The 17,025-nt window shown below is 70.4% G+C and carries 15 protein-coding genes; 7 read left to right on the forward strand and 8 right to left on the reverse strand.

The window, feature by feature from the left end:
• Positions 1-79 precede the first annotated feature (79 nt).
• The 3 genes from EXE50_RS11955 to pyrH are packed head-to-tail and all read right to left on the reverse strand — an operon-like array spanning position 80 to position 2,790.
• Positions 80-319: a hypothetical protein gene (locus EXE50_RS11955; RefSeq protein WP_053770562.1), complete on the reverse strand. Its 240-nt coding sequence runs from the start codon at positions 317-319 to the stop codon at positions 80-82.
• Positions 320-2,074, reverse strand: coding sequence for a lysine--tRNA ligase (gene lysS, locus EXE50_RS11960; protein ID WP_137705183.1), 1,755 nt, complete (start codon positions 2,072-2,074; stop codon positions 320-322). It abuts the gene before it with no gap.
• Positions 2,071-2,790 (reverse strand): UMP kinase, encoded by a 720-nt coding sequence (gene pyrH / locus EXE50_RS11965; protein ID WP_137705184.1) that lies wholly within the window; start codon positions 2,788-2,790, stop codon positions 2,071-2,073. Before pyrH ends, lysS begins: the two co-directional genes overlap by 4 nt.
• Before the next feature lie 124 nt (positions 2,791-2,914).
• On the opposite strand from pyrH, the gene EXE50_RS11970 reads away from it, so the two are divergent.
• From EXE50_RS11970 to EXE50_RS11985, 4 genes are all read left to right on the forward strand, one after another.
• Complete coding sequence (locus EXE50_RS11970) at positions 2,915-3,784, forward strand: molybdopterin synthase (RefSeq protein WP_137705185.1); 870 nt, start codon at positions 2,915-2,917, stop codon at positions 3,782-3,784.
• Between the two features lie 389 nt (positions 3,785-4,173).
• Entirely contained in the window at positions 4,174-4,434 is a 261-nt protein-coding gene (locus EXE50_RS11975) for a hypothetical protein (protein ID WP_053770558.1), read from the forward strand.
• Between the two features lie 196 nt (positions 4,435-4,630).
• On the forward strand, positions 4,631-5,779 hold the full coding sequence (locus tag EXE50_RS11980; RefSeq protein ID WP_053770557.1) for a site-2 protease family protein: 1,149 nt from the start codon (positions 4,631-4,633) through the stop codon (positions 5,777-5,779).
• Positions 5,780-5,786: 7 nt separating this feature from the next.
• Positions 5,787-6,629: an FkbM family methyltransferase gene (locus tag EXE50_RS11985; protein WP_053770556.1), complete on the forward strand. Its 843-nt coding sequence runs from the start codon at positions 5,787-5,789 to the stop codon at positions 6,627-6,629.
• 27 nt (positions 6,630-6,656) lie between these two features.
• On the opposite strand, the gene EXE50_RS11990 is transcribed toward EXE50_RS11985, so the two are convergent.
• From EXE50_RS11990 to EXE50_RS12005, 4 genes are all read right to left on the reverse strand, one after another.
• Positions 6,657-8,330, reverse strand: a complete 1,674-nt coding sequence (locus EXE50_RS11990; protein ID WP_053770555.1) for an AarF/ABC1/UbiB kinase family protein — start codon at positions 8,328-8,330, stop codon at positions 6,657-6,659.
• A 3-nt stretch (positions 8,331-8,333) separates the two neighbouring features.
• Positions 8,334-8,708 (reverse strand): Hsp20/alpha crystallin family protein, encoded by a 375-nt coding sequence (locus EXE50_RS11995; RefSeq protein ID WP_053770554.1) that lies wholly within the window; start codon positions 8,706-8,708, stop codon positions 8,334-8,336.
• 127 nt (positions 8,709-8,835) lie between these two features.
• Positions 8,836-9,531: a hypothetical protein gene (locus tag EXE50_RS12000; RefSeq protein ID WP_053770553.1), complete on the reverse strand. Its 696-nt coding sequence runs from the start codon at positions 9,529-9,531 to the stop codon at positions 8,836-8,838.
• A gap of 120 nt (positions 9,532-9,651) precedes the next feature.
• A complete protein-coding gene (locus tag EXE50_RS12005; RefSeq protein WP_137705186.1) occupies positions 9,652-10,422 on the reverse strand; it encodes an alpha/beta fold hydrolase in 771 nt (256 codons plus the stop codon).
• Positions 10,423-10,636: 214 nt separating this feature from the next.
• On the opposite strand from EXE50_RS12005, the gene EXE50_RS12010 reads away from it, so the two are divergent.
• Positions 10,637-10,888, forward strand: coding sequence for an Hsp20/alpha crystallin family protein (locus EXE50_RS12010; RefSeq protein ID WP_053770551.1), 252 nt, complete (start codon positions 10,637-10,639; stop codon positions 10,886-10,888).
• Entirely contained in the window at positions 10,885-13,152 is a 2,268-nt protein-coding gene (locus EXE50_RS12015; protein ID WP_121600067.1) for a CDC48 family AAA ATPase, read from the forward strand. Before EXE50_RS12010 ends, EXE50_RS12015 begins: the two co-directional genes overlap by 4 nt.
• A gap of 45 nt (positions 13,153-13,197) precedes the next feature.
• Here EXE50_RS12015 and EXE50_RS12020 read toward each other — a convergent pair whose 3' ends face one another.
• Complete coding sequence (locus EXE50_RS12020) at positions 13,198-13,440, reverse strand: hypothetical protein (RefSeq protein WP_137705187.1); 243 nt, start codon at positions 13,438-13,440, stop codon at positions 13,198-13,200.
• 423 nt (positions 13,441-13,863) lie between these two features.
• Between EXE50_RS12020 and EXE50_RS12025 the strand changes: the two genes are divergently transcribed.
• On the forward strand, positions 13,864-17,019 hold the full coding sequence (locus EXE50_RS12025; protein WP_137705188.1) for an adenosylcobalamin-dependent ribonucleoside-diphosphate reductase: 3,156 nt from the start codon (positions 13,864-13,866) through the stop codon (positions 17,017-17,019).
• Positions 17,020-17,025: the final 6 nt, after the last annotated feature.

Consider the following 17,025-nt stretch of genomic DNA (forward strand, 5'->3'; position numbering starts at 1 on the left):
ATTTTACTCTCAGTGAATTTTCCTCGCACGAGAGAACTCAACGGCCGGCGTCTTAAGCTTTGACGGCCCGGTAATCCCGTCACCAGGAGGCGCAGTCGGCACAGACGTAGGCGTCCGCTTCGCGCCACCGGCGTTCGACCCGCTCGCCGCACCGGTCGCACGCCGCGCCGTCGGCGTGCCACGTCGACGTGGCGACGGCGGGGTCGGCGTCGGTCGAGTCGGGCGCGTCGTCGGCGTCGGACGTGTCAGCGGAATCTGACACGTCGCCGGCGTCGGCGTCCGTATCGGCGAAGTCGTCGAGCGAGCGGTCCTCGGCCATCTACGCCTCCCGTCGGAGTCGGTCGACGACGTAGTCGCGCTCCAGTTCGCCGAGGAACTCGCCGAGCCGCGGCCCCTGCGTGTCGTCGAAGAAGAGGCGGTAGCCCGCCGCGAAGAACTCGCTGACCTCGACGCCGTGGTCGCGTGCGGTCTCGTACATCGCCCCCTGGATCGCCTCGCCGTCGTGGCCGGCGGCGACGAAGTCGGCGAGGTCGTCGAGCGCGGCCGCCACGTCCTCGTCGAACTCGACCGCGGGGAGGTCTGTCTGGAGCCGGTAGTCGTACTCGTTTCCGGTCCGTTCGGCCCAGTTCCGCGCCTGCTCCACGCGGGCGAGCGCGGCGTCGACCGCGTCGTCGTCGGCGTCGTCCGGGATGTGCCCCTCGTCGCGGGCGAGGCGCTCGCGGAAGTCCGGGTCGTCGACCATCCCGAGGACGGCCGCGAAGGTGTAGGGGAGCCGGATCGGCCGCTCCGCCGGTGGGTCGTCGGGTCGCCCGACGACGAACGGGTAGGCGCGCTCGGCGAAGGCGGTGAGGTCCTCGTCGTCCACCTCGCCGAAGTAGGCGCGCTCGAACCGGTCGAAGCGGTCGACCAGCTGGTCGAGCCGCTCGACGTCGAGGTCGCGGGCCTTCTTCGGGTGGAGCGCGAAGAAGAACCGGAGCACCTCGGGCTCGATCAGGTCGAGCAGCTCCTGGACCGTGACGACGTTCCCCTCCGAGGAGGAGAACGCCTCGCCGTTGAGCGTGAACCACTCGTACACCATCGGGACGGGCGGCTCCTCGCCGAAGACGTTCCGCGCGACGTCGACGCCGGAGGGCCACGACCCCTCCGCGTGGTCCTTCCCGAACGGCTCGAAGTCGGCGCCGAGGACGCCCCACTGGGCGGGCCACTCCAGCCGCCACGGGAGCTTCCCCTCGCGGAACGTCGCGGTGCCCTCGTGGCCGCACCCCTCGATGGTGTTGCCCCCGGCGTCCATGTCGGTACAGGCGTACTCGACGGTCTCCGCTTCGAGGTCGATTCCCGTCACCGTCTCCGTGACCTTCCCGCACGCCTCGCAGACGGGGTTGAACGGGACGTACTCGTCGTCGACCTTGTCCTGGTACGCCGAGAGCACCTCGCGGACGCGCTCGACGTCGCCGAGGACCGTCCGGACCGCGTCGTCGAACGTCCCGTCGGCGTACAGGTCGGTGTTCGACAGCATCTCGACGGGGACGTTCAGCCGGTCGGCGTCGGCCTTCAGCAGGCCCGCGAAGTGGGCCGCGTACGACTCGGCCTCCCCGAACGGGTCGGGGATCGAGGTGTACGGCTTCCCGAGGTTGCGGCCGAGCGCGCCCGCGTCGACCTCGCCGAGCCCGACGATGTCGCCGTCCGCGTTCGCCAGCTTGCGCGGCACCTTCCGCAGCGGGTCCTTGTCGTCGGACGTGAACACCTGCCGGACCTCGTGGCCGCGGTCGCGCAGCACCTCGGCGACGAAGTAGCCACGCATGATCTCGTTGAAGTTGCCGAGGTGCGCGACGCCCGACGGCGAGACGCCGCCCTTGATCACGATGGGCTCGTCGGGGTCGCGCGCCTCGACCTCGTCGGCGACCACGTCGGCCCAGAACGCGTGGAAGACCTCGCCGTCCCCCTCCACCGCACCCTCGCCCTCGTCGGCGGCCCCCTCGTCGAGCGCGGCCCGCTCAGAGAGGATGTGCGGGGAGTCGTCGGGCGCGGAGCTCCCCGCGTCCGCCGCTCCGTCCGCTGCGTCGTCCCCGCTCATCGCTCCTCCGTCCAGGAGCTCGGTTCCTCGCCGCCGACGGGGACCACGTCGGTCCCGGTGTGGTCGCCGTACAGCGCGGCGTCGACGACGGCGCTCGGGTCGGTGCCGTCGAGCACAATCGACCGGATGCCGGCCCGGTCGATCAGCTTCGCGGCGAGCAGGTCGACGGGCGCGGAGGCGCCGGCGTCTCGGCTCATCGGGAGGACGACCTCCACGAGCTCCGCGGGCGACAGCTCCGCGAACTGGGCCGCGTCGGGGTCGGCGTTGGGGTCGGCGTCGTACACGCCGTCGGCGCTCGTGGCGTACACGAGCAGGTCGGCGTCGACCGACTCGGCGAAGGCGGCGGCGACCGCGTCGGTGGTCTGTCCCGGGGTGACGCCGCCCATCACCGCGACCTCGTCGCGGCGGAGGGCCGCGCCCGCCTCCTCGTAGTCGGTCGCGGGCGCGAGGCTCGCGCGGTCGCCGAGCGCGGCGATCAGCAGCCGGGCGTTGAGCCGGGTCGTCCCGATCCCGAGCCGGTCGAGCTCGACCTCGTTGGCCCCGATATCGCGGGCCGTCTCGATGTACTCGCGGGCGACGCCGCCTCCGCCGACGACGACCCCGACCTCGCAGCCGTCGGCCACCAGCCGTTCGATCGCCTCGGCGTACGCGGCGACGCGCTCGGGGTCGAGGTCCGGCGCGAGCACGCTCCCGCCGACAGAAACGACGACTCTCATTGGCGACGAGTATCCCTGTCGCGGTCTTAAGGATTGCCAAGCCCGGACGCGTCGGAGGCGCCCCGCGGTCGGGGCTCCGGGCCGCCCGGGAAACGCCTAAGCCGGTCGCGGCCCGCTCTCGGGTATGCGACCGATATCGATCGTCGGCAACGGGGCCCCGGCGCTGGCGCGGCGGCTCGCGGCGCGGCTCGACGGACGGGTGGCCCTCGTGGAGCGCGACGACCCCGACGGAGACCGGCCGCACGAACCGGGCCCGAGCGACCGGGCGGCCGACGGCGGAGCGGTCGAGGGCGAGGTCGTCGACCCCGCCGGGCGCCCCGACGCCGACACCGAGATCGCGCTCGACGCGGACGGGAACTGGAGCGGCCGGGGGCGCGTCGAGGGGTTCGACGACCTGCTCGACGGGCTCGCCCCCGACCACGACTACCTCGTGGCGGTCGGCGAGTCGCGGCTGCGCGTGCCCGCGGTCCTGCTCGGCGCCGACGCCGACCCCGAGGGCGTGCCGGGGACGGTCCTCGCGACCGCGGCGACGGCCGAGGGCGTCGACCTCGACGGGCTCGTGGCCGCCCTCGACGAGGCCGAGCCGTGGATCACCCGCGAGACGCTGGTGAACCGCGTCGAGGCGTCCGCGGACGCCGAGCTGTCGGGCGCGATCGCCACGTTCACCGGCCGCGTGCGGGCCCGCGACGCCCCGGGCGACGACCGGACGACGCACCTCGCGTTCGAGAAGTACGAGGGGGTCGCCGCGGAGCGGATGGACGCCATCGCGGCGGAGCTCGCGGAGCGGGACGGGGTCTTCGACGTGCGGATGCACCACCGAACCGGAGTGATCGAGGCGGGCGAGGACATCGTGTTCGTCGTCGTCCTCGCCGGGCACCGCCGGGAGGCGTTCCGGACGGTCGAGGACGGGATCGACCGCCTGAAAGACGAGGTGCCGATATTCAAGAAGGAGGCGACGGAGGCGGAGACGTTCTGGGTCCACCGGCGGGACTGAACGGCCCGCGAAGGGAGTTCGAGTCGGCGCGCCGAGGAGATCCGGGCCCGGATCGCGGCCGCGGACGGCCCGATCGAGGGGCGCGCAGAGGCCGCACGGAGGGCGCGCGAGGGTCGCGTCCGTGCTCCGAGGCGGCGTTAATCGGCCCATTTTGCCGCTTATTCGTCCGACGAACGCGGAGGCAGGGGAGAATCGCTTACCGAGCGGCCGGCGGTCGAAACGCCCTCAAAATCGATTATAAAATTTCTACTGCGTTCTGGAACCGTTGTAAAGAGTCCGTCAGACACGTTTTACCTCGGGCCGAGCGGTGAAACGCCCTGAAACCCCCTGAACGTCGCCCAACGGTGTCACCTTTATAACACCCTCCGGCGGCAAGCGTGGGATGTACCATGAGCGCGACAGCGAACCCCTCCACGAACGCGAGCGCAGACGACGACCGCAGCAAGGAAGAGCGGCTGAAACAGTACCTGCTCGACCGCGCCCAGGACGGCGAGATGTACTTCAAGGGGAAGTTCATCTCCGAGGACGTCGACCTCTCCCCGAAGGAGATCGGCGCCCTGATGGTGAAGCTCCGCGACTCGGCGACAGAGCTCACCGTCGAGAAGTGGTCGTACACGGGCGCGACGACCTGGCGCGTCGAGCCCGCCTGACGCCCCCGGTCCGCCGACCGACGCTCGCAGCACCGCCCCTGACGCACACCGCCGCACCGGATCCCGCGGCTCGGTCCCCGACTCGCGCTTTCTGACCCCGCACGCGTCCGCCGCCCCGGCGAGCGGACGACCGGCCCTGCTTCCGACTCGTTCGCCGACGCGGGGTTTATACTCGCAGACCAGTTACGACGTGACGATGCCAGAACACGAGGACGCGGCGGCGACCGGCGACGGCGCCCCGCGTCCGGAGCCCCTCCGGACGTTCTTTCGGATCGACGAGGTCCGCCGCGAGGACGGCCGCGTGCGGTACCGCGGCGAGTCGTACGTCCCGGAGCGGACGCTGTTGCGGAAGCTGACTCCCCACTTCCGGGAGGCGGGCTACGAGGTCGACGTGGAGGCCGTCGACGACGGGCACGTCGTCGTGGCGACCCCGTTCGACCGCGGCCGCGACGGGATACCCTGGGTGAACGTCGCCATGTTCGCGGCCACCGTGCTGTCGACGCTGTTCGTCGGCGCCTACGGCTGGTACTACGTCCCGCTCGCCGAGATACAGTCGAACCCCCTCACCCTGCTCCAGGCGTGGCCGTTCACCGCCGCCGTCCTCGGCGTCCTGATGACCCACGAGCTCGGCCACTACGCCGCCGGCCGATACCACGGCGTCCCCGTCTCGCTTCCGTACGTGATCCCCTTCATCTTCCCCTTCGGGACCCTCGGCGCGGTGATCCGGATCCGCGGGCGGATGCCCTCGCGGAAGGTCCTCTTCGACATCGGCGCCGCCGGACCGATCGCGGGGCTGGTCGCGACGGTCGCCGTGACCGCCGTCGGGCTTTCGCTCGACCCGATCGGGGTGCCGGCGGAGCTCGCGAACTCCTCGGGGCCGGTGATCCGATTCAACAACCCGCCACTTCTGGACCTCATCGCCGGCGTCCTCGGCCAGCCGACGAGCTACGGCGACCCGCGGCTGAGCGCCCACCCGGTCGTGATCGGCGGCTGGGTCGGGATGTTCTTCACGCTCCTGAACCTCCTCCCGGTGGGCCAGCTCGACGGCGGCCACATGGTCCGAGCGATGCTCGGGCCGCGACAGGAGACGGTGGCGGCGCTCGTCCCCGGCGCGCTGTTCGCCGTCGCCGCCTACCTCCACTTCTGGCGTGGCCTCGGACTGAACGAGTCGGTCGGGCTCTGGGCGTTCTGGGGAGTGTTCGCGGCCGTGATCGCGTTCAACGGTCCGGCAAACCCGGCCGACGAGGACGGCGTGGGACTGCCGCGGCTCGCGGTCGGCCTCGCCACGTTCGCCGTCGGCGCGCTCTGTTTCCTCCTCGTCCCGATCCAGGTCGTCGGGGCGTGACGCCGCGATGAGCCGGCCCCTCTCGTCGCTGCGCGCCCGGGTCGAGCGGCGCGGCTTCCGGACGCTGTACCGCCTCGCGGACCTCACCTACGCGCTCGGCGTCGCGACGCCGAAGCGCACGGTCGCGGGGCGGTACTGGAGCTACGAGCCGACGAACCCCCACGGCGACGACCCCGGGCTCGACGCGCTCGACCGACTGCCCGACGACGCGGTGGTCCTCGACGTGGGCGCGCACGTCGGCGAACACGCCGTCCCGCTGGCGCTGGGCACCGACCGCCGGGTGGTCGCGTTCGAACCGAACGGCGAGAGCGCGGACCGGCTGGCGCGGAACGCCGACCGGAACGGGCTGGGCGGCGGAGGCGGGGCCGGCGGCGTGATCGACCTCAGACGCGCCGGCCTCGGCGACGCGAACGCGACGCTCACCTTCTACCGCTCGACGTACTCGAAGTGCTCCGCGTTCGACCGCGAGTCGGCGACCAGGTGGGGCGCGAGCGTCGCGGGCACGGAGTCGGTCCCCGTCCGCCGGCTCGACGACCTCGTCGACGGCGTCGGCGGCGAGGGGACGGACGGGGTCGGCACCGTCCCCCCGCCGGACGCGATCAAGGTCGACGTCGAGGGGCACGAGGCCGCGGTCCTCCGGGGCGCGACGGCGACGCTCGCGACCCACCGCCCGCTGCTCGTCGTGGAGGTCCACGAGGCCGCCGAGGCGGCGGCCGAGGACGCGAAGGGGGGTTCGGAGGAGACCGCGGCCGGGTCCGGCTCCGCCGCCCTCCGCGAGTGGCTAGCGGCGCGGGACTACGCGGTCGAGGAAGCGGAAGACGTGTGGATCTGTCGGCCGGAAGAGGCCTGAAGCGGCCCGTTTCCGGGAGGGAGCGGGTCAGTCGTCGCGCCGCTGCTTCATCCCTTGACGGGTGAACTGCGGGGTGGCACGGAGCCCGCGCTGCTTGCGGAACGAGCGGTACAGGGCGATCGCGAGCGGCGCCGCCAGCGCGAGGACGACGGCGGCGAGCCGCCAGTTCTCGGCGAACGAGTAGAGGATCGTCGCGGAGAGGACGCCGACGGCGAGCAGCACGGAGTAGGCGATCCGCATCGCCAGCTTCTCTAACACCTTCGTGTCGTCCTCCAACACGACGTTAACAGTCAGGTCGTCGCGGTTGGCGCGGTCGAGGAACTCGTCGGCCTTCGGGGGCACCGTGAACAGCGCCTCGGTGGTGCGCTGGACCTGCCGCCCGGCGTCCTCGGCGAGGTCGCGGGCGGTCTGCTCGTAGTACCCCTCCTCGCGGAGGTAGTCGGTCGCCGTCGAGATGAAGTCGAACTCGGGGTCGAGCGTGACGCAGACGCCCTCGACGACGGTGGCGACCCGGAGGACCAAAGCGAGGTTCGGCGGGAGCCGCAGCGGGAACTCGTAGATGGTCGACTCCACCTGCTCGATGATCTGGTTCACCTGGTACTGCTCGATGTCCTCGCCGCTGGCGTCCGCGATGGCTAACTCCATCACGTTGCCCATCACCTCGCGGTCGGCCTCCGGCGAGAGCGTCCCCATCGAGATGAGCGTGTCGAGGATGGCGTCGATGTCCTGTCGCGCGACCGCGACGTAGAAATCGACGATCTTCTCCTGGATGAACGGGTCGACCCGGCCGGCCATTCCGAAGTCGTAGAAGATCACGGCGCCGTCGTCCGCGACCGCGAGGTTCCCAGGGTGCGGGTCGGCGTGGAACACCCCGTCCTCGATGATCATCTGGAGGTACACCTCCTGAAGCGTCTCCGCGACCTCCGTCCGGTCGTGTCCCGCCTCGTCGAGCGCGTCGATGTCGCTGATCTTCGTGCCCGGGACGTACTCCATCGTGAGCACGCGCGGGCCGGAGACCGGCTCGTACGTCTCCGGGATCCGGATCCGGTCCTCGTCGGCGAAGTTGCTCCGGATCTCTTCGAGCATCGTCCGCTCGCGGGCGTAGTCCATCTCCTCGCGGATCGTCTTGGCGAACTCGTCGGCGAGGTTCTCCAAGGAGAACGCCCGGCCGGCGCCGGTGAACCGCTTGATCAGGGGGATCGACCAGCGGATAGTCCGGAGGTCGGCCTCGACGAGGGACTCGATACCCGGTCGGCGGACCTTCACGGCGACGTCGTCGCCGTCGTAGGTGGCGGTGTACACCTGTCCGAGGCTGGCGCCGCTTATCGGGTCGCGGTCGAACTCGTCGAAGACGTCGTCGACCGGGCCGAACTCGTCTTCGAGGACGACCTTCGACTCCTCCCACGGCGCGGGCGGCACGTCGTCCTGGAGCCCCTCCAGCACCTCGATGTACGCCGGCGGGAGGATGTCCGGCCGCGTCGAGAGGATCTGGCCGAGCTTGATGAACGTCGGGCCGAGGGTGAGCAGGATGTCGAGCAGCACCGCGGCGCGCTCGCGCTGGATCTCGGCGTCGACCTCGCGGCTCCCGCCGAACAGGAAGTATCGGCGGCGGTCACGCCAGTAGGCGATGATGAGCGGCGAGAACTGCCGCAGAACGACGACGAACCGCCAGTAGGCGCGAAGGTTGACCAGCGTGACCACCCGTCAGGCGTCGCCCTCGTCGTCGGCGTCGTCGACGGGGATGGTCCGGGAGACGTCCCGCTCCCGCTTGGGGACCGATATTTCGAGGACGCCGCGGTCGATCTCGGCGTCGGCGCCGGCGCCGTCGGCGTCGGTCGGGAGGGGGAGTTCCGCGTCGAGGAACAGCGGGCGGTCCTCGCGGACGTACTCGAACCCGTCGGGGACGGTCTTCTCGCGCCGGCCCTCGATCTCGATGCGCCCGTCCTCGACGAGCACCTCTGTCGTCTCGGCGGCCGCGCCTGGGAGGTCGACGACGAGGACGTACCCGTCGTCCGACTCGAGTAGGTCCGCAAACACCGCGTCCGGGAGGTCCCGGAGCGCGTCGCGTAGCGCTGACATGAACGCGGGTAGGGTCGCCGCGGCGAAAAAGCTGTGGAAAACCGGGAGTCCCCGGACCGGATCGGGCAGACCGCTCGGATCGCGTGCGGCGACCGCGGACCGCTCCGGCGCGATCGACCGCGTCGAGTCACTCGGTGTCGCCGATGTCGAGGTCGAACTTCCCGAGGTCCTCGCCGTGGGACTCGCCGGGGAGGATGTCGCCGAGCCCCGCGCCGAACGCGGCGGCGGCCCAGACGACGGCGATCCGCCCGGCCCGTTCGAGCGCGGTCGGGTCGCCCTCGTGGAGCCGGCCCCAGAACAGCAGCATGCTGGCCGACGTGGCCAGCGAGACGACGAGGACGCCGGCGTACCGGCGGGGGACGAGTCCGAAGATCGGGTGCCGGATCGCGATCTGCCGGAAGTCGGCGAAGTAGAGGAGGCCGGCGACCGCGACGAGGATGAACCCCACGTGACCGATCAGGAGGACCGGGACGCCCGCGACGGTCGTCGCCGCGAACCAGGCCGCGATCTCGAAGACGCCGCCCTCGACGAGCAGGGGGAGCGCGAAGAGCACCGCGCCAACGAACGACTCGGCGAGGTCGCGGGAGGTGTACTTGGTGATCCGCCCGGCGAGCGCGCCGGTCCCGGGCATCCGCTCGACGAGCGAGATGGTCTGCCTGACCTTCTCGCGCTCGTGGCCCTCGTCGACGGTGTCGCTCAGGGCGTCGAGCTTCGCGAGCAGGTCCTCGATGTCGGGCTCGGCGGGGGCGCCCGCGGCGTCCGCCCGGTCCCCGGATCCGTCCGCGCGACCCGTGTCCGGCTCCCGTTCGTCGCTGTCAACCATGTGGCCCCGCGACGCGCGGGCGACCTAAAAGGGTGCCTCCGAGCCTCGGGCGTGGAGGGTGCCTCCGAGCTACGGACGGCGCGCGGTGACCGGTGACTGCGGTCCGCACGGCCGCGGCAACTACAGTCGGCCGAGGAACTCCGCGAGCGCGTCGTTGAACGCCGTCGGCCGTTCGAGCATCGCGAGGTGGGCGGCGTCGGGAATCTCGGTCCGCTCCCCCTCGGGGAGCTCCGCCGCGAGGTACTCGTGGTACGCCGGCGGGGTGAGCCCGTCGTGCGCGCCGACGACCGCGAGCGCCGGGACCGCGACCTCGCCGAGCCGGTCCCGAACGTCGAACCGGTGGCACGTCAGGAAGTCCCGTTCGGTGACGGCGCGCCCGCAGGCGCGCATGGCCGCCTCGGAGAGCTCGACGTACTCCGCGGGCGCGTCATGGAAGAGCCGGTCCGGCTCGTGGAGCAGCGAGACCGCCCGCTCGAAGTCGTCGGCGAGCGCGTCGCGGAGCGGTTCGGCCACCGCGAGCTTCGCGCCCGTGCCGGCGAGCACGAGGCCGTCGAGCGCGAGGTCCCGCTCTAAGGCGACCCACAGCGCGACCGCGCCCCCGAGCGAGTTCCCGCAGAGGACCGTCGCGTCCGTCGCCTCGGCGACCGCGACGACGTCGTCCGCGTACGCCTCGAGCGCCTCGCGGCCGGCGGACGCCGTCGCGTCGCCGCTGTCGCCGTGGCCGGAGAGGTCGACCGCGACCGCGGGGAAGCGGTCCGCGAGCCGCGCCTGCGACTTCCAGACGTCCTTCGTGCCGCCGCTGCCGTGGACGAGACAGACCGTCGGTCCGTCGCCGCCGCGGTCGAACCGGCGGTACGCAGTCTCGCGGCCGTCGTGGGTGACCCGTTCCATGTCCGAGCGGTTCGGCGCCGAGCGGGATAAACGCCGGAGGGATCCGGCCCGCGGACCGGCGATCCGCACCGGCCCCGAATCCGATCGCTCGACGGCGCCCGATCGCCGGGTGATCTAGTCCGAACCGCTACACTACCGATGCGATCGAAAACACTCACGTCATGCGATTTTGAGCGACAAGTTTATATGTCTTTGCGACTAACTCGTAGTTAGGATGAATCACATACAGACCCGATCGACCGGCGAGGGCGCGCTGCTGCGCCGGTACGAGTACGACGACCGGTGGATCGTCGCCGCCGACCTCGGGGCCGACGACGATTCGGTCACCGTCGACACCGTCGGCGAGACGGCGATCGTCGTCGTGGAGGGACCGGACGGTCCGGTCGAATCGGAGTTCGAGCTGCCGGGGACGGCCGTCGACGCGGCCGTGAACAACGGCGTGCTCACCGTGGAGGGCGAGCGATGAAGCTGACCGTCAAGCCGCTGAAACAGAAGGACGCCGGTCGCCGCCTCGCGGCGATCGACCGCGTCGCGGCCGAGGAGCTCGGGCTCTCCGGCGGGGACATCGTCCGCGTCGAGGGCGGCGACGGGGCCGCGATCGCCCGCGTCTGGCCCGGCTACCCCGAGGACGACGGCACCGGCGTGATCCGCATCGACGGCCGCCTCCGCCAGGAGGCCGACGTGGGGATCGACGACCGCGTCACCGTCGAGGACGTCGACGTCTCGCGGGCGGACGCGGTGACGATCGCCTTCCCGAGCCAGCTGCGGGTGCGGGGACAGATCGCCCCGTTCATCCGCGACAAGCTCTCCGGACAGCCCGTCACCGAGGGACAGACGATCCGGACCTCCCTCGGCTTCGGGCTGATGGGCGGCCAGTCGCAGGCGGTCCCGATGAAGATCGCCGAGACGAGCCCCGGCGGCACGGTCGTCATCACCGACGAGACCGACATCTCGATCTCGGAGATATCCGCCGAGGAGATCGCCGACCGCGGCGACACCGCCGGCGGCACCGGCGAGGGCCCCGACGTCACCTACGAGGACATCGGCGGGCTCGACGACGAGCTCGAACAGGTCCGCGAGATGATCGAGCTGCCCATGCGGCACCCGGAGCTGTTCAAGCGCCTCGGCATCGACCCGCCGAAGGGCGTCCTGCTCCACGGCCCGCCGGGCACGGGGAAGACGCTGATCGCGAAGGCGGTCGCCAACGAGATCGACGCGGACTTCCACACGATCTCCGGCCCGGAGATCATGTCGAAGTACTACGGCGAGAGCGAAGAGCAGCTCCGCGAGGTGTTCGAGGAGGCGTCCGAGGAGTCGCCGGCGATCATCTTCATGGACGAGCTCGACTCTATCGCGCCCAAGCGCGAGGAGGCCGGCGGCGACGTGGAGCGTCGCGTCGTGGCCCAGCTGCTGTCGCTGATGGACGGGCTCGAGGAGCGCGGCGAGGTCGTCGTCATCGGGGCGACGAACCGCGTCGACGCCATCGACCAGGCGCTCCGCCGGGGCGGCCGCTTCGACCGCGAGATCGAGGTCGGCGTCCCCGACCGCGACGGCCGCAAGGAGATCCTCCAGGTCCACACGCGGAACATGCCGCTGACCGACGGGGTCGACCTAGACGAGTACGCCGAGAACACCCACGGGTTCGTCGGGGCCGACCTGGAGTCGCTCGCGAAGGAGTCCGCGATGCACGCGCTGCGGCGCATCCGGCCGGAGATCGACCTCGAAAGCGACGAGATCGACGCCGACGTGCTGAACAGCATCCAGGTGACCGAGGCGGACTTCAAGGAGGCGATGAAGGGCATCGAGCCCTCCGCGCTCCGCGAGGTGTTCGTCGAGGTCCCGGACGTCAGCTGGGACCAGGTCGGCGGCCTCGAAGACACCAAAGAGCGGCTCCGCGAGACGATCCAGTGGCCGCTCGAGTACCCCGAAGTGTTCGAGGAGCTGGACATGGAGGCCGCCAAGGGCGTCCTGATGTACGGCCCGCCGGGCACGGGGAAGACCCTGCTCGCGAAGGCGGTCGCCAACGAGAGCGAGTCGAACTTCATCTCGATCAAGGGGCCGGAGCTGCTGAACAAGTACGTGGGCGAGTCCGAGAAGGGCGTCCGCGAGGTGTTCAGCAAGGCCCGCGAGAACGCGCCGACGATCGTGTTCTTCGACGAGATCGACTCGATCGCCACCGAGCGCGGGCAGAACTCCGGCGACTCCGGCGTGGGCGAGCGCGTCGTCTCCCAGCTGCTGACGGAGCTCGACGGGCTCGAATCGCTGGAGGACGTGGTCGTCATCGCGACGACGAACCGCCCGGACCTCATCGACTCGGCGCTGCTGCGCCCCGGACGGCTGGACCGGCACGTCCACGTGCCCGTCCCCGACGAGGCGGCGCGCCGCCGGATCTTCGAGGTCCACACGCGGGACAAGCCGCTGGCGGACGACGTCGACCTCGACGCGCTGGCGCGCAAGACCGAGGGGTACGTGGGCGCCGACATCGAGGCGGTCGCCCGCGAGGCGTCGATGAACGCCTCACGGGAGTTCATCGGCAGCGTCACCCCGGAGGAGGTCGGCGAGTCCGTCGGTAACGTCCGCGTGACGATGGCCCACTTCGAGGACGCGCTGCGCGAGGTGAACCCGAGCGTCACCCCCGAGACGCGCGAGCGCTACGAGGAGATAGAACAGCGGTTCAAGCGGTCGGAGGTCGACCGCGACGAGGCCGAGCCGGGCGCCGCGTTCCAGTAAGCCGAGCGCCCGTCCCGTTGGCGGGGCGGCTCCCCCGTCGATTCGTTATACGACGCCCAGCGTCGACAGCAGGTAGAACGCGGCCACGACGACGATACCGATCGTGACGAGCCGCCACGCGAGCTTCAGCACGAACTTGCCGACGACGATGATCAGCGCGACGGCGACCAGGGCGACCAGCAGCTGGCCGATCTGACTGCCGAGCAGCGCGGCCTGTGCCGGCGCGACGAGTCCCGCGAACGCGAACGACGGTGCGGTCATGTCCGGGGTCACGGCGAGGCCGGGCATAAGCTTGTGGGACGAGGGCGGACCCAGTTGTCGATCGTTGATATATCGGCGGCGAGAACTGCGTCGAGCCCGCCGCGCGCTCCGCCCGAGGACGGACACAGAGAGACGAGCGGCCGTCGTTACCGGGGAAATCGCCGGCCGACAACCCCCCTTTTGTTCCGGTGGGAGGCCGCTTCCGTCGCACGGTTTGGTCGTTCGACGACCAGTTTCACTCCGGTCTACCCATGCTTATGTGTACGGAGTCCGTCCCTTACCGACGTACCGTAGTCAGCGTCAGACGCGCCGGACCGACGTTACATACCGAATCGGACATGTAGATGCCGGGCAGGTCCGAACATCCGAACCTACAAGGGCCCGCCTCGCCAGTACACCAACACTACAGATGACCCATATCCCACGCCAAGCCAGCGGGGTGGCCGCCGAATGAGCAGCGACGGCGTCACCGCGGACGGAGTCGAGCTACCGATCAAACGCACCACGGGCGACACCATGGAGGAGCGGCTCACGGGCAACGCCTACCACAACATCCTGCCCGCGCGCTACCTCCGGAAGAACGCGGACGGCGAGCCGGCGGAGGACCAGGAGGAGCTGTTCGACCGCGTCGCGCGCAACGTCGCGCTCGCGGAGGCCGTCTTCGAGGCCGAGAAGCAGGGCGTCGAGGTCACCGTCACGCCCGACCAGCTGAAGCCCGACCACCCGCGACGCGACGAGCTCGCCGAGGAGGTCTTCGGCGCGGGCACGACCGCGGCGGACGACGCGGAGACGACGCTCACCGCCCACAACGTCAACAAGTTCGCGTACGAGACGGTCGTCCCCGAGCTGCCCGAGAGCGTGCGCGACCACGTCGAGGCGACGGCGGAGACGTTCCGGCAGGGGATGGAGTCGCTCTCGTTCATGCCGAACTCCCCCACCCTGATGAACGCGGGCGACGAGCTCCAGCAGCTCTCCGCCTGCTTCGTCGACTCGCCCGGCGACGACATCACCGACATCCACCAGACCGCCAAGGAGGCGGCCGAGGTGTTCCAGTCCGGCGGCGGCATGGGGTACGCGTTCTGGCAGCTCCGCCCGTACGGCGACTCGGTCGGCTCCACCGGCGGCATCGCGTCCGGTCCGATCACGTTCATGCGGACGTTCGACCAGATGTGCGAGACCATCGCGCAGGGCGGCGCGCGCCGCGGCGCCCAGATGGGCGTCATGCGGGTCTCGCACCCCGACGTCATCCAGTTCATCCACGCGAAGAACAAGGACGTCTCCCTGGCCCACTCGCTGCGCCTGAACGACCCCGACGACTTCACGCACAACTCCTTCGCGGACGCCTTAGAGGAGGCCCGCGACCTCATCGACGAGGACGGGAAGGTGCCCGAGCACCTCCGGAACGCCGTCGAGGGACACCTCTCGAACTTCAACATCAGCGTCGGCGTCACGGACGACTTCATGGAGGCGCTGGAGAACGACGAGGAGTTCACCTTCACCAACCCGCGCACGGAGGAGCCCCACGTCGCGACGCCGGAGACGAAGGAGCTGTACGACATGTTCGGCCTCGGCGAGCACGTCGAGGTCGGCGAGGAGCTCTCCGTCCCGGCGGCCGAGATCTGGGACCACATGATCGAGGGCGCCCACGAGAACGGGGAGCCGGGCGTCGTCTATCTCGAGCGGATCAACAAGGAGCACTCCTTCGACGTCGAGGAGCATCCGGAACACCGGATCCTCGCGACGAACCCCTGCGGCGAGCAGCCCCTCGAGGAGTACGAGGCCTGTAACCTCGGCCACATCAACCTCTCGACGCTCGCCGACCTCAACGCGCCGGACTGGCGCGTCTGGTCCGACGAGCACGCCGACGAGTACGACTCCGAGGCGGCCGCCGTCGAGGCGTTCCTAGACGAGGCGATCGACTTCGAGGCGTTCGACGAGCGGATCGCGTACGGCACCCGCTTCCTCGAGAACGTCGTCACGATGTCCGACTTCCCCGTCCCGGAGATCGAACAGAAGGTCCGGGACATGCGGAAGATCGGGCTGGGGATCATGGGGCTCGCGCAGCTGTACGTCCAGCTCGGCGTCCGCTACGGCTCCGAGTCGGGCAACGAGATCGCCCGCCAGCTGATGACCCACATCAACCACGAGTCGAAGCTCGCCTCCCACGAGCTCGCCGAGGAGCGCGGGACGTTCAACGACTGGGCGGACTCGAAGTACGCGAACCCGACCGAACACCGCGACTGGTTCGAGCACTACACCGGGCTCGACGCCGACGAGTGGGCGGACGGCTTCCCGATCCGCAACCACAACACGACGACGATCGCCCCGACGGGCACGACGTCGATGATCGGCAACACGACCGGCGGCTGCGAGCCCATCTACAACGTCGCCTACTACAAGAACGTCTCCGACGACGTCCAGGGCGACGAGATGCTCGTCGAGTTCGACGACTACTTCCTGCGCACCCTGGAGGCCAACGACGTCGACGTCGACGCGGTCAAACAGGAGGCCCAAGAGCAGATGGCCGAGAACGCGTTCGACGGCGTCGAGGGGTTAGAGACGGTGCCGGACGCGATCGGCGAGCTGTTCGTCGTCACCGGCGACCTCTCCGCGAAGGACCACGCCGGCGTCCAGGTCGCCTGTCAGAAGGGCGTCGACTCCGCCATCTCGAAGACGGTGAACGCGCCGAACGACTCCACGCTCGACGACGCCAAGGAGGTCTTCGAGTACATCTACGAGAACGGCGGGAAGGGCGTCACCTACTACCGCGACGGCACCCGCTCGAAGCAGGTGCTCACGACCCGCGCGCAGAACACCGAGTTCGCCGACGAGACCGAGGCCGCCGAGACCATCGTCGAGCAGATCAACGACGTGTTCGGCGGCGTCGAGGCGTTCCTCGACAACGAGGACGTCCGCGCGGCGATCGACGCCGAGGTCGCGGACCTCCTCGAAGCGACGGAGCAGCCCCGGATCGACTACAGCGAGCGCAGCCCGCGCCCCGACTCCCTGAACGGCGTCACGCAGCGCGTCGAGACGGGCTACGGCAAGCTGTACGTCACCATCAACGAGGACGAGAACGGGCTGCCGTTCGAGCTGTTCGCGAACATCGGCCACTCCGGCGGCTACACCAACTCCTTCACGGAGGCGCTGGCGAAGGTCATCTCGACGGCGCTGCGCTCCGGCGTCGACCCCGAAGAGATCGTCGACGAGCTTCAGGGCACCCGGAGCCCGAAGGTCGCCTGGGACAAAGGCGAGCAGATCCAGTCGATCCCGGACGCCATCGGCACCGCACTGCGGCGCTACCTCGACGACGACGTCGACAAGGGGATCCCCCAGCAACAGAGCCTCGACGACGTCGAGGAGGCCGCCTCCGGCGCGGGTCGTCCGAGCCAGACCGACGGCGGCGCGGTCGACGCCGGCACGGCGACCGACGCTCCGAGCGGGCCCGGGCCGGCGGCGGACGACGACGCCGCGGGCGCGGACGACTCGACGCAGGAGCTCATCGCGGCGGGCGAGTCGCCCGAGTGCCCCGAGTGCGGCGGCATGAATCTTTACTACTCCGAGGGCTGCAAGACGTGCGAGTCGTGCGGCTGGTCGGAGTGTTAAGCTAAC

This window comes from Halorubrum sp. ARQ200, from assembly GCF_005435115.1.
In the GTDB taxonomy this organism is placed as follows: Archaea; Halobacteriota; Halobacteria; order Halobacteriales; family Haloferacaceae; genus Halorubrum; species Halorubrum tropicale.